A 13,390-nucleotide genomic window follows, 5' to 3' on the forward strand; every position below is an offset into this window, starting at 1 on the left:
CGGGCGGGAGTTCAGTCCGCAGGCTGCGGAACACGCAGGGGCTGTTCTGTTGTTTGCGTTCCAAAGGGCACCGGCGGGCAGGGAAGCGGATTCCTCTACCCGCCGGCGGCGCAGTGCATCGGATATACCGCCCTATTCGGGGCGGATTTCGTCGTCGGTAAGGTAGCAGGCGGGGTCGTGCGCCCACTCATCGCCAAAGTAGGCTTCCGCACGGGCGCGGAAGTTGCCTCCGCAGATGTTCAGGAAGCGGCAGGTGGCGCAACGGCCCTTCACGTACTGCTTCTTGTCCTTGAGCTTGGCGAGCAGTTCAATGTTCGGGTCGTCCCATATTTCCGAGAAGGGGCGCTCCAGCACGTTGCCGAACACCTTTTCCCGCCAGAACTGGTCGGGGTGCACGGAGCCGTCCCAGCTTATGCAGCCTATACCGCGCCCGGAGCTGTTGCCTTCGTTGAACTGCAGCAGTTCAAACACTTCCGCCGCGCGCTTGGGGTCTTCCTTCAGCATGCGCATCCACACGTAGGGGCCGTCTGCGTGGTTGTCCACGGTGAGCACTTCCTTGGGGTGGCCGGCATCGTGCAGGGCGCGGGTGCGGTCCATAATCAGGTCCAGCATGACGCGGGTTTCCTGATGATCCAGGTCTTCCTTGATCAGTTCAGAGCCGCGCCCGGAATAGACCAGATGGTAGAAACAGATGCGGGGAACTTCCAGTTCCTTCACCAGATCAAAAATTTTGGGCACTTCCGGAGCATTGCGCTTGTTGATGGTGAAGCGCAGGCCCACCTTCAGGCCTTCGGCCTTACAGTTTTCAATGCCTTCCAGCGCCTTTTTGAAGGAGTTGGGCACGCCGCGGAACTTGTTGTGCACCTCTTCCATGCCGTCCAGCGAGATGCCCACGTAGGAGAGGCCCACTTCTTTCAGTTCCTTGGCCTTCTGCTTGGTGATGAGCGTGCCGTTGGTGGAGATAACAGCGCGCATGCCCTGATCGGTGGCGAATTTCGCCAGCTCCACAAGGTCCTGCCGCACCAGCGGTTCGCCGCCGGAGAAGAGCATGACCGGTGCGCCGTACTGGGCGAGGTCGCGGATGATTTCCTTGCCCTTTTCCGTGCTGATGGCGTCTTTGCCTTCCGGTTCCACCGCGTGGGCGTAACAGTGGACACACTTGAGATTGCAGCGCTGCGTCATGTTCCAGACGACAACAGGCTTCTTGTCGGCGGAAAACTGGAGCAGGTGGGAGGGGAGCTTCCCGGAATGGCGACCGTAGCGCAGTGCGTCAGACGGTTCTACCTGACCACAGTAGAGTTTGGAAATACCGATCATCGTAACTCCTTATACATGCTGGATGGGAGCCGCAGGTCCGGCCGCCGCGCGGACAACGCATCGGCGGCGGGCGGGCCTCCCTCCGTAAACACGGGGATGCGCGAAAAAGCCCCGTCAGGCAATATAACGTCTATAATGCCCTTGGCAAGTGCGCCGCCGGGACGGGAAAATCCCGGTGGGCATGCGCGGGCCGACCGGACGGGCTTTCACCTGTACCAGACTCCGCAGGGCAGGGCAAAGGCTTTTCCCGCCCCGCGTTACGGGCGCACGGGCACATGCCCTTTTCATTCTGGGCGGTTGGCGTTACAGGGTATGCATGACCGCAAATACCGTCAGAGTGCTGCATGTGGCAGGCAGCCTTGGAACCGGAGGAACGGAAAAGGTGATGCAGCTTTTTGCCGCGCATCTGGACCGCACCCGGTTTCAGACCGCCGTGCTTGCCGCAGAGGACGGCCCGCGGGGTGCACTGCTGCGCGAGGCAGGCATTCCCACCTTTGTGGGGGCGGACGCGGGCAGGGTGCTGGAGCGGTTCGGCCCGCAGGTGGTGCATGTACACCGGGCGGGCTGGGCAGAGCCGGAGGCGCTGCGGCCCCTGCGGCTTTACCGGCGTAACGCCCTGCGTGCGGGCAGGCGGGTGGTGCTGGTGGAAACCAACGTCTTCGGCAGGCACGACCCCTCGCCGGGAGCGGCGGACATTGACGCCACACTCTTCGTTTCGCATTTCTGCGCAAGGCGGTATGCGGCGGAACACGGCATTGCCACGGTGCCGCCGCGCTACCATGTGGTCTACAATCCTGTGGATACCGACTTTTTTGCAGACCATACACCTGCACCGGAAGAGAGGGATTATGCCCGGCCTGTCATAGGGCGTATTTCCCGGCCCGACCCCGGCAAGTGGTCGCCGCTGGCGCTGGATTTTCTGCCGCCCGTGGTGCGCGCCCTGCCGCAGTGCCGTTACCGCATCATCGGCGGCATTGAGCAGGCGAGACGGTTTGTGACGGAAAACAATCTTGCCGACCATGTGGAATTTCTGCCGCCTGTGCTTACGGAGGCGGGTCTTGCGGCGTTTTTCAATTCCGTATCGTTGCTGGCGCACGCCAATGACGCGGGAGAGAGCTTCGGGCTGGTCATTGCGGAAGCCATGGCCTGCGGGTTGCCCGTTGTCACGCATCCGGCACGGGGTATGCGGGATAATGCCCAACTGGAACTGGTGGAGCACGGCGTAACCGGGCTGGTGGCGGACACGGCTGAGGAGTATGCGCAGGCGGTGCTGTGGCTGCTGCGGAATCCGGATGAGGCACGCCGTATGGGAAGTGCGGGCAGAGACAAGGCCCGGCGGCTGTTCCGGGTGCGCACCGTAACAGCGCAGCTTGAGGCGGTGTATTGTTCACTGCTCTTTCCGGCGGCGGGTGGCGGGCAGGCCAAGCATGCCGGGCAGGCCGGGCATGCCGGGCAGGCCGGACAGGGCGTACGGGCCTCGGACAGCAGGGAAGACGGCGCGGAGCCTTTGCGAGGGAGTGGGCTATGATACGTGATCTGCTGCATGCGTATACCGCTGCGGTACTGCCGTTCAGGCTGGGAGCGGCTGTCCTGCCTGCGGCAGAACCGCAGGCATTGCAGACACAGGCCATGCTCGCGGGACGCGTGCGGCAGGCGTTGCGCGTGGCAGAGCGTGCGGGCAGGCCCCATTTCCTGCTGCTGGGGGCGGGTGACGGGCTGCTGGCCGATGCCCTTGCCGACACGTTGCCGGACGGCGTGACCATGACCGTTGTGGAGTTGCAGCCGGAGCGTGTACGGCAGGCCATGCAGCAGGGGCGGCTCGGCTGGTGGCAGCGTGCGGGCAGGCACCGGCTGGTGGCGGATGCCTCTCCATGGGCAGTGCTGGTGCTGCTGGCGCAGGCGGGTCTGGACCCACGCGCGGCGACTATGATGCTGCATCCGCAGTTGCCGGAAGATGAGCGGGAGTCCCTTCGCCGGTGGCAGAGGCTGTTTGCGGGGGCGCATGCCGTATTCTGCTGTGCGGACCATCAATTGGGCCATGCTGCGGACAATGAATCGGGCCATACAGCGGGGCACCCATTGAGCCATACGGCGAGTTTGACATTGGGACTTATCGTGCACCCCGATGAGCCGGGGCTGGAAGATTTTTTTGCACAGGTTCCCGCGTGGCTGCACGAGGTGGTGGTGGTTTGGGACGCCCCGCAGGTTCCCGCCGCCGCAGCGGTTTCCGCAGCCTGTGCTGTGCCGGTGCGGCACAGTGCCCGGCCTCTTGAAGGAGATTTTGCCGCGCAGCGCAATTCTGTGCTTGCGCTTTGCAATACGGAGTGGATACTTTTTCTGGATGGTGACGAACGCCTGCCTGCCGGTACGTGGAACGCACTGCCGGTGCTTATGAAAGCCGACTTCCGCAGAGCGGTATCGCAGAGGAACGAAGCTGCGGAAACAGAGCAGGCCGTGCACGCCGCGGGGCAGGCATCCTGCCCGGAATGCCGTTCCGGCATGGAAGCAGGAAGCGTGGGCGGGTTTGCCTTTCCGCGCTGGACCCGCGTGGGCGATGCGCAGACCTGCCGTGCCGGATTCGGGCTGTGGCCCGACATGCAGTTGCGGCTGCTGCGTCCGGGCACGCAGACAAGATTTGAAAACAAGGTGCATGAGGCCGTACGCGGGCTGTCCGGCCCTGTCGCCGTGATGCTTACCGGGCACATGGACCACTTCAGCCACGTATGGAAAGACCCGCAGACGCTGGCGGGCAGGCTGAGCGTGTTTGACGATGCGGCAGGCCGTACGGGCATGCACCGGCTGAATGAGGAATATCCCGGCGTGCCGTGTGCTGTGCTGCGCGCGCTGGAAAAGGATGCCGGGCCCATAGGCGCAACGGAGCATGGGACCGGAGGCGACCCCGCGTGTAAACCGGACCGGGAGGTCTGTCTGGTGCTGCCCGGCACTGTGTGAACGGTACACGCCCCGTACGGGGAAGCACTCCGCATTGTGGCGGAAGTATCCCGGCGGCAGGAAGAACAGATTGCCGAAAGGAGTTTTTGTGCAGATACGGTGCCCCAGATGCGAGTATTCCAAAGAACTGGATGATGCCGCCATTCCGGCGGAAATGGTCTATGCCACCTGCCCCGAGTGCGGGGAAAGGTTCCGTTTCCGGCAACCGGAGCAGGCTGGTGTTCCGGCTGACCCGGCACTGTCCGGCGGAGCGGTGCGGGAATTTTTTCTGGATGCGGAGGCGGGGCAGCAGGCAGCCCCGGAAAAGCCGTATGAAATCCCCGGCGTACAGGCCGGGCGCGAGGAGCAGGGTGGCCGTGCGTATGGGAATGCCCCGGCCGGTCACGGGAATTACGGTGCGGAGTCGGGCGGCAATCCCGGAACCGCGCAGCCGGAGCTTCCCCGCATTCCGTGGGCGTGGCGCAGCCAGATAGGCTGGGCTTCCGCCTTTGTCCATACCGTGCGCGAGGTACTCTCCGCCCCGCCGGTCTTTTTTTCCCGCTCCGGCAATGACTGGAAGCGCGCCGGAGCCATGACATTCTATGTCATCAGTTCCGCGCTGGGCGTTCTTTTCGCCCAGATGTGGGCATGGGCCATGGATACCTTTCTGGGGGATGTCCTTTCGGAAGGGGCACTGGCTGCTGCCGGAGGCGGTTTTCCCGGATGGAGCGCGGCACTGGGGGTAACGGCCGTGGTTCTGGTGCTCGGGCCGCTGTTCTTTTTTGTGTCGGCGGGCATCCTGCACGCGGGATTGAGTGTTGTGAAGGGCGCGCCAAGAGGATTCGGGGCAACGGCCAACGTGGTCGCCTTTTCCCTGAGCGCGAACATGTTCTACCTGGTGCCGTTTATCGGGCAGTATCTGGCGGTTATTTTCGGCATTTACGCGCTGGTTGTGGGCATGAAATACGCCCACGGGGTAAACGTGTGGCGCGTTGCGGCCGGACTGCTCATGCCCTTTCTGTTCATTATGGCGTTCTATGTCGTGGCACTTGTGGTGGTTTATTCCCGTGGTGCGTAACGGCTGGCGGCAGGCATGACGGACGCCGGAGAACAGCCGCACAAGGTCCGTGGCTGGGCGCAGGGGGTTGTGCAGACCCTGCGTTTCGCATTGTGGCATCCCTCCCGTCTGTACGGCAGGCCGTTTACGGGTGCTGTGGACTGGCGGGCCATCCATTTTGCCATAGGCGTGACGGCTCTTGTGCCCCTTGCGGAACAGGTGCTTCTGTACGCCCTTATTCCCCTAGTGAACAGCATGCTGCCCTTGCCGGTGCTGGTGCTGTTTCTCCCCCCAAGGTTGAGCGCAGAGGAATTGTTCCGCGCGGTGGTGCTGGTGCCCGGTATGCTGCCTATACTGCTCATGGTGTATGCGGCTGTGCTGCACGCACTGCTGTGGCTGGCAGAATCCGGCGAACGGGGCTATGGCGTGACATTGCAATGCGCCTGCTTTTGCATGGGCAGCATGGTCTTCCGGCTGCTGCCCTATGGCGGCGGGTATGTGGCGGCAACATGGTGGCTGGGATTGCTGGCAGCAGGGCTGCATTACGGGCATGGCTCGCCATGGCACAGGGTGCTGCCGGTGGTGGCGCTGCATGTGGCGGCGTTTGCGTGGTTGGTGGCGTTGGCAAACGGCTGGGTGGACCGTCCCCCGCTGTGAGACTGCTGAACGGCCCCTGTGCGCGAACGTGCACGCCGGCTTGCAGGCCTCCTGACGCATGGGGCGGCATGGCTGTGTGACGCGTGTGCCCGGCTGTTTTTTGCGCGGACGGTGGCGTCATTACGTATCATTACGCATTATTACGCATTATTGCGTATCGTTGCGTATCATTACGTGTCATTACGTATCGTCCGGTATGGGGGCATGGTCTTTCCCATTTGCAGGCGCATGCCGCCGGAAATGCGGCGGACTGGTGTCCGGCAGGAAGATGTTTGCCCCCCGGACGTTTTTTCCGTACAAGTCTTTCTCCGCCGGAACGCCGTGCGGAAAAGCCGTATTGCGTTCGATGCCCGTGACTGTTTGCAGGTTCGTCGCATACGGATGACCCAGGCCGCTGTATACCCTTGTCCAAGGATGCCGTATGGAGATTCGTTGCCCAGAGTGCGCCTATTCCCGCGAGGTGGATGAAGCTTCGCTCCGTCCTTCGCTGACCATGGCGACCTGCCCGCAGTGCGGGACCAGATTCCGGTTCCGGGAACCGGATAAGGCCGATTTTCTGCTGGAGCCTGAATCGGACAGACCCCGCGGCGATGATGCGGATGCCTTGCCCACTCAGTGGGAGGCCGACCAGATTTCCGACCAGATTTCGGGCCAGATTTCCGATCAGATTTCCGGCCAAAATTCGGACCCACTTTCAGACCCAATGTCGGGTCAGGCTTCTGAGCCGCTTGCGGACAAGGAAATGCCGAAAAGCAGCGGCAGGCAGCCGGATGTATCCGCCCGCCGCCCCCCGGATGAGGAAGAAGCGAGGAGCCGCAACGCCGACCAGGCAGAGCGCACCCCGCAAGACTTCCATCGGCGGCAGGATGGCACAGGCGAGGCAGAGGAACGCACAGCCCCCGGACAGGGCACCCGCATGGAACCGTGGGCCTATGTGCGTGAAGCCGGATTCATCCCCGCCTTTGTGGAGACCACCCGCCAGATTCTGCTGGCTCCGCAGTATTTTTTTTCCTCCCTCGGCAAAGACGTCCCCTTTGTCTACCCCTTCGCCTATTACCTGCTGGTTTCCGTAATCGGCATTCTTGCCGAAACGCTGTGGCAGACCGTGGTGGGCAACCCCATCCTGCCGGAAGCCTTTTCCGGTGCCGTGGAATCTCCCGGTGAGCTTGCGGCCATTCTCCTGTTCAGTCCCGTCATTATGACGCTCTACCTGTATGTGCTGGGAGGCGTGCTGCATCTGGTGCTTGTGCTTACAGGCGTGACCCGTGGAAGCGCCAATACCACGCTGCGTGTGGTGTGCTATTCCGGCGCGGCAGACCTGCTGAGCCTTGTGCCGGTGGTGGGCACCCTGCTGGGCGGCCTTGTGCGGCTCTGGCTCATTGCCGTGGGGCTTAAAGCCGCCTACGGTACCGGCTATGGGCGTATCCTGCCCGCGCTGGGCGTGCTGTTGCTGGTGCTGTTCATCTTCGTACTCGTGGTCATGCGCGATGCAGGCGTGGTGTAGGCTTTTTTACAGCAGTCCTGCGGATTGCCGGTTTTTCCCCTTTCTTCCTTTCCTCCTGCTTCCTGCCTTAGCCGACATCGTCGAGCCTGGCCGATGTGTCTGACAGATATGTCTGACAGATATTCCTGGCCAATATTTCTGACAGATGTTTCTGGCTGCCCTACATTAGGGGAAGGCGGGTATGCCGCACCCCCGAAACCTCACCGGTTCTTCCCCTTGCCCGCTGGCGGTGGGCATGGTTTCATCATACGGTTCAAGGGCTTGTCCGTTCGGAGGTTGCTTAGGCAACCGGCTGCACCATGAGTCGTCCCTGTTCCGGGTCTGCCCGGCGGGAATCCACTGCCTTTCGCACAAAGACCTTCCTGATCTTGCCGCGCCATGCATCTTTTGACGGACATCCCCCCGTAGGGTGGTGGTGCGTCTGCTGCCCTCCGTATTCTGAAAACGCTATCACAGGAGGTGTCATGAACATGCTGAAACGTATTACCGAGCTTGCCGTTGTCCTGCTTTTGCTTGCCGTCGTTGCGGGATGCTCTGATGAAAAGGAGGATTCGCTTGCCCGCGTGAAAAAGGCGGGGGAGATCAGCTTTGCCATGAGCGGCGGATATCCGCCATTCAATTTTTACGATGCCGAGAACCGGCTTACCGGGTTTGACGTGGATGTGGCCGAAGAGGTGGCCCGTCGTATGGGCGTTGCCCTGCGGCCTGTGACAACGGAGTGGAGCGGCATTATCGAAGGACTCCGCGCCGGAACGTATGATGGCATTCTGGGCAGCATGGCCGTTACCGAGAGTCGGCAGCGCGTGGTGAATTTTTCCATTCCCTACTACTATTCCGGGGCGCAGGTGATGGTGCGTACGGGCGATGACGGAGCCACCGGTCCCGTTACCGATGTTGCGCAGCTGGAAGGGAAAACCATCGGCGTGGTGACGGGAACCACCTTTGAGGAGGACGCCAAGGGGCTGAAGGCCGGAGAGGTGCGGTTATACAAGGATGATACCCAGACCCTGATGGAACTGGGCAACGGCGTGGTGGATGCCGTGATCACCGACCGAGTGGTCGGCGTGAACGCCATGAACGCAGGCAGGTTCAAGGTTACCATGCTGGGTGGTCCCTTGCGCAGCGAGAATATTGCCGTTGCCATAAACAAGGCCGACGACACACTGCTTGCAGAGGTGAACACCGTGCTGAAGGCTATGCATGATGACGGCACCCTTGCCGGTCTGAGCAGAAAGTGGCTGGGTGTGGACATAACCACCCGCTGAGTTGCGGCTCATTCTGCCGGTTGAAGCCCCTGCGCATACGGAGGCCAGACCTGTCCGGTGTGCGCTTTCCGGTATACGTTTCCCGGCATCCCCTGTTCGGTATAGGCGGCGTGGAGACGGCACTGGTTCGTCTTCCGCCCCCTGCCGGCTCACCCTTCAACGGGAAAGGCCTTCATGTATTTTGATTTTTCCTCTCTCCCAAACTATGTTCCCTATTTTCTTCCGGCAGCGTGGATGACCCTCAAGATTACGGTGCTGGGCATCCTGCTGGGGCTGGTGCTCGGACTCGGCACAGCCTTTCTGCGTATTTCGGAACGGCTGGTTTTCAATATTCCGGCCCGCGCTTACATCTATCTGATACGCGGAACGCCTCTGCTGCTGCAATTGCTGTTCATCTACTTCGGTCTGCGCGGTCTTCTGGGCCTGAACGCCCTTACCTCCGCCGTGCTGGCGCTGGGCATACACAACGGGGCGTATATAGCAGAAATATTCCGGGGGGCCATTGTTTCCATCTCTAATGGGCAGATGGAAGCGGCGCGCAGTCTCGGCATGTCGTACCCGCGCGCCATGGTGCGCATAATCCTGCCTCAGGCATGCAAGCGTGCCATCCCGCCCATGGGCAACCAGTTCATCATTGCGCTCAAGGATTCGTCGCTTGCGAGCACCATCACCATCAACGAACTGCTGCTCAAATCGCAGCAGCTTGCCTCATCAAACTTCATGATGATGGAAATGCTCTTTATCGCTGCAATATTTTATCTGTTTTATACGGCACTGTTCAGTTGGCTGTTCCGCAGGCTGGAACAGCGTCTGGACGTTTCCGGTGCCTGAAGGAGTAGCGTATGACAAACACGCCGGTTATAGAAATACGGAATCTGAACAAGTGGTTCGGGGAGCACCATGTTCTTCGGGGAATAGACCTTGAAGTCATGCCCTCTGACGTGGTGGTGGTTATCGGTGCCAGTGGTTCAGGCAAGAGCACGCTGCTCAGATGCGTTAACTATCTGGAATCGTACGACGAGGGAGAAATTCGCGTGGCCGGGCAGGTGGTGCGTGGCGAAGAACCTTTTATTAACTCGCTGCGGGCCAAGGTGGGCATGGTTTTTCAGCATTTTAACCTGTTCCCCCACATGACGGTCATGGGCAATGTGATAGAGGGGCCCACACAGGTGCGCCGTATGCCCGCAAAGCAGGCGCGGGAACTGGGGCGGCATTATCTGGAAAAAGTGGGTCTGGAAGAGAAGAAGGATGCCTACCCCGCCACGCTTTCCGGCGGGCAGAAGCAGCGGGTGGCCATTGCGCGTGCCCTTGCCATGGAGCCGGAGGTCATGTTGTTTGACGAACCCACCTCCGCGCTGGACCCCGAACTGGTCGGCGAGGTGCTTTCCGTTATGCGGCAACTGGCGGATGACGGTATGACCATGATGGTGGTGACACACGAAATGGGGTTTGCGCGCGAGGTGGCGGATTACGCAGTATTCATGGATGAGGGTGTTATTCTTGAGCGTGGCAGGCCGGATGCGCTGTTTTCCGCTCCGGCACATGCGCGCACGCAGGAGTTTCTGGGGCAGATACTGTAGAGCTCCTGTTCTGTGAAGGGCGTGTTTTTTTCTGGACTGAATCGTGAATCGGTTGTTATTCTGCCCAATTGCAAGGGCGGTCTGTTTTTTGCGCCGTTGCCTTGATTTGCCGTATTGCTGGTCGTACAATGGGCGATATCATTCAGACAAGGAAAGCGCATGCTCATACGTTGCCCGGAATGCCAGTTTAAACGCGAGGTGGATCTTACACGGATTCCGCCTACCGCACAGCTTGCCACCTGCCCGAAATGCAAACACAAATTCCGGTTCAGAGAACACGTTGCCGCAGAGGATGGCGACGATGAAGGATTTGTTATGCGCTCGGCTCCCGCCCCGTCCGCCTACGGAACATGGGAGGCAGCGCAGCAGGCAGCACAACAGGTTGCACAGCAGGCCGCACAGCAGGCTACACGGCGCGCGGGCAGTGCTGCGGAGCCGGACGCCTACCCCGAACCGGAAGGCTCTGCGGATGCGGGTGAAGAAGGCGTGTTTTACGGCTCGTCTGTCCGGGTTGCAGAATACGGAACGGAAGCGGCCCACGGAGCCGATGAGCCTGCCGGGCACGAAGTGCCCGATTATGATCATGACAGACCTGTAGGGCATGACAGGCTTGGCGGCTATGGCGGCATGTACCGCGAACCCGCCGCATACGACGAAGTAGCAGACCCAGCAGCGTACGATGACGCCGCCACTCAGTATGAGCAGCCTTCCGAATACACTGCCTACGGGCAGACCGGGGACGGCTATACCGAAGTGGAACAGGCCGCCGCTTATGCCGCCGATGCTTCCGCTGATGCTTTCGCTGATGCCTATGACGCCTCCCCGGAAGCCCCCCCCGCTGCCCACCATGCCGCACCGGACAAACCGCACGCGGATGAGCGGGAAGCCAGTCCGCCCAGTGGCGTGGGCAAGCCCCACCGTCATCTCGGCTCGCTGAGCGAGTACGGAGAGGGCGCAGCCGGGGGCAAGGGAGACATATGGGACGCCATAGCCGCCATGGGCGACGGCGACAGCTCCGTTCCGCCCTTTGCCCGCACAGCCGGGTTTGAAATGTCCATTCCGTGGGAGCACCGGGGCAAATCGGGCCTGGGGGGCGCATGGTGGCGCACAGTAAAGGAAGCACTTTTCTCGCCCGCCTACTTCTTCGGGGGCTTTCAGGGAGCGGGCGGCGTAACGGCTGCCGTAATCTTTTTCCTTTTCACGGCAACTCTGGCGGCCCTGCTGGAAGCGGGCATGCTGTTCGGCGCTGCCTCTCTGCTGAGCGGACTGCTGGCGGAAACACGGTTTGCGGAACTGCCCGCGAACTTCGCGGAAATCTCTGCGCTGCCCTTGTGGGCGGGCCGGTTGTTACTGGGCGGGCTGGGGCTGCTGGTGGCGGTTTCCTGCCTGTGCCACGGATGCGTCCGGTTCCTCGTTCCCCGCGGCAAGCCTTTTGCCACCACCTTCCGCGTGGTGGCGTACAGCAGTTCGGCATTGCTTGCGGCCTGCATCCCACTTGCTGGGCCTGTTATCGCCCGGCTATGGTTCCTGCTGTTGATTATAAAGGGGTTGCGCCATGCGCATAATCTGCGTCTGCCGCAAACTATACTGGTCATGCTGCCCGTGTTCATGCTTATAGTGGGTGGAGTGCTGCTCTGGTAGATAGCCGGGAAACGCCGGAAAGGGCGGCGGTGCCGAAAGGCTGTGGCCAGGAAACGGGAGGTGGCCCCGTATGTTCGGGTGGATGAAACGCATTTGCAGGGAAATACGCGACCGGATACGGTATTCCGCCAAAATCTCTCCGGAGAGCATCCGCAAGCTTGCGTCCGAATTGCAGGAGCTTGCGGTAATTGTGGAGCGCGTGAACCCGGAACTGCCGGAGCGTGGTGCCCGTATATGGCGCATACGGACCGAGGTGGGCCAGCTCATCGACCTGACCGGGCGCATGGAGTTTCATCGGTTGTCCGTGCAGCGTCGGCTGGAGTTGCATCAATCCCTTGAACAGTCGCGGGCGCAGCTGCTCGAATCCATGCGCAGTGCCCCTACGCCCACTGACAGGGTGCAGTAGGTCTCTGCCAGTAGCCCCTGCCAGTAGCCCCTGCCGGCACACGCAGTTTTCAGCTTCCCCAAGTCCCCGGATTTCTCAGGCTTCCCGGACTCCTTCAATACCCGCCCTTTTCTTCCAGCCCGTCTCCTGGGTCCGCTTTGTGCGGCATCTAACTTGCATGCGTAGCGGTGTCCCGCATGGGACAACGTGCAGCCGTAACGCGGCCACAATGCCCGCACAAGAAGGTGAACCATGAAGCGATATATGCAACCTATTGGCATAGCTGGTCTTATTTTCATATTTCTGCTGGGGGCGGGGTGTTCTGTCTCCCGCATGACCGGAGCCGTTTCCGACATGATTCCTGAGGGTGTCAAGGAAACGGCAGGCCGTGCCACGCCGGATGGGGCCAATCCCGCTCTTACGTCACAGCCGCAGGTGGTCTGGGATCAGTGGGTGCGCAAGGGCAAGGTGCAGGTGTATCTGCGCCCGCGTGAGGAGCCTGCCGTGGAGCCCACGGTCCTGTTCTTCCCGTTCATGCCCAAGGTGAACATGGCGCAGGGCAGGCACATAAGCCGGGAACTTTCGCGCATGGTCTGGCAGACGTGGCTTGAGGAAGAGCTGTTCCCGGTCATGGAGTTTGCCGACTATTCCGACTACTACACCCCCGAGCGCGCCGTAAGCCTTGCCCGCATGCGCGGAGCAGACCTTGCCGTGGGCGGCTACATTACCCACTACATGCCCGGCGGTACCGCCGGAGACACGCATGTGGCCCTGCAACTGGATATCTACGATTCCGCCAGCGGCCAGCTTATCTGGTCCATGGCCCACGCGGGCGTGATGCAGAGCGAGCGTACCCGTGACTATATCTTGTTCTCCGCAAAGACGCGCCTGCCCGCAGAACCCACGGGCGCTGTGATGCAGGTGCTTTCGCATGACATGGCCGTTCCGCTGCATGCGTGGGTCGCCCCGCTGAAGGAGGAGGCCAGACAGGCAGAAGCGCAGGGGGGCGATACGGCGTTTTGATCATGCTGCCATTGCGTTGTCGTCATACAG

12 protein-coding genes are annotated in these 13,390 nt (G+C 61.3%); 11 read left to right on the top strand and 1 reads right to left on the bottom strand.

What is annotated here, in order from left to right:
- Nucleotides 1-132: 132 nt before the first annotated feature.
- Nucleotides 133-1,317: a 12,18-didecarboxysiroheme deacetylase gene (ahbC, locus tag HUV26_RS09085; RefSeq protein ID WP_174409796.1), complete on the bottom strand. Its 1,185-nt coding sequence runs from the start codon at nucleotides 1,315-1,317 to the stop codon at nucleotides 133-135.
- A 316-nt stretch (nucleotides 1,318-1,633) separates the two neighbouring features.
- On the opposite strand from ahbC, the gene HUV26_RS09090 reads away from it, so the two are divergent.
- The 11 genes from HUV26_RS09090 (at nucleotide 1,634) to HUV26_RS09140 (ending at nucleotide 13,360) form a co-directional block, all read left to right on the top strand.
- The gene (locus HUV26_RS09090; protein ID WP_174409797.1) at nucleotides 1,634-2,845 is read left to right on the top strand and encodes a glycosyltransferase family 4 protein; all 1,212 of its coding nucleotides are present in this window, start codon (nucleotides 1,634-1,636) and stop codon (nucleotides 2,843-2,845) included.
- Nucleotides 2,842-4,269 carry a glycosyltransferase family protein gene (locus tag HUV26_RS09095; RefSeq protein WP_174409798.1) on the top strand — a complete coding sequence of 476 codons (1,428 nt, stop codon included), beginning with the start codon at nucleotides 2,842-2,844 and terminating at the stop codon, nucleotides 4,267-4,269. Before HUV26_RS09090 ends, HUV26_RS09095 begins: the two co-directional genes overlap by 4 nt.
- A 70-nt stretch (nucleotides 4,270-4,339) precedes the next feature.
- Nucleotides 4,340-5,326 (top strand): YIP1 family protein, encoded by a 987-nt coding sequence (locus HUV26_RS09100; RefSeq protein WP_174409799.1) that lies wholly within the window; start codon nucleotides 4,340-4,342, stop codon nucleotides 5,324-5,326.
- Nucleotides 5,327-5,341: 15 nt separating this feature from the next.
- Nucleotides 5,342-5,962 (top strand): hypothetical protein, encoded by a 621-nt coding sequence (locus HUV26_RS09105; protein WP_174409800.1) that lies wholly within the window; start codon nucleotides 5,342-5,344, stop codon nucleotides 5,960-5,962.
- A gap of 421 nt (nucleotides 5,963-6,383) precedes the next feature.
- Entirely contained in the window at nucleotides 6,384-7,466 is a 1,083-nt protein-coding gene (locus HUV26_RS09110) for a zinc-ribbon domain-containing protein (RefSeq protein WP_174409801.1), read from the top strand.
- Between the two features lie 464 nt (nucleotides 7,467-7,930).
- Complete coding sequence (locus HUV26_RS09115; protein ID WP_174409802.1) at nucleotides 7,931-8,731, top strand: ABC transporter substrate-binding protein; 801 nt, start codon at nucleotides 7,931-7,933, stop codon at nucleotides 8,729-8,731.
- Nucleotides 8,732-8,905: 174 nt separating this feature from the next.
- On the top strand, nucleotides 8,906-9,562 hold the full coding sequence (locus HUV26_RS09120) for an amino acid ABC transporter permease (RefSeq protein ID WP_174409803.1): 657 nt from the start codon (nucleotides 8,906-8,908) through the stop codon (nucleotides 9,560-9,562).
- Between the two features lie 11 nt (nucleotides 9,563-9,573).
- Nucleotides 9,574-10,311 carry an amino acid ABC transporter ATP-binding protein gene (locus tag HUV26_RS09125; protein WP_174409804.1) on the top strand — a complete coding sequence of 246 codons (738 nt, stop codon included), beginning with the start codon at nucleotides 9,574-9,576 and terminating at the stop codon, nucleotides 10,309-10,311.
- Between the two features lie 159 nt (nucleotides 10,312-10,470).
- Entirely contained in the window at nucleotides 10,471-11,952 is a 1,482-nt protein-coding gene (locus tag HUV26_RS09130; RefSeq protein WP_174409805.1) for a zinc-ribbon domain-containing protein, read from the top strand.
- An 82-nt stretch (nucleotides 11,953-12,034) separates the two neighbouring features.
- Nucleotides 12,035-12,358 carry a hypothetical protein gene (locus HUV26_RS09135; RefSeq protein ID WP_243451331.1) on the top strand — a complete coding sequence of 108 codons (324 nt, stop codon included), beginning with the start codon at nucleotides 12,035-12,037 and terminating at the stop codon, nucleotides 12,356-12,358.
- A gap of 231 nt (nucleotides 12,359-12,589) precedes the next feature.
- Complete coding sequence (locus HUV26_RS09140) at nucleotides 12,590-13,360, top strand: hypothetical protein (protein ID WP_174409807.1); 771 nt, start codon at nucleotides 12,590-12,592, stop codon at nucleotides 13,358-13,360.
- The last annotated feature ends 30 nt before the right edge of the window (nucleotides 13,361-13,390 follow it).

This window comes from Desulfovibrio psychrotolerans (genome assembly GCF_013340305.1).
Taxonomy (GTDB): domain Bacteria; phylum Desulfobacterota; class Desulfovibrionia; order Desulfovibrionales; family Desulfovibrionaceae; genus Halodesulfovibrio; species Halodesulfovibrio psychrotolerans.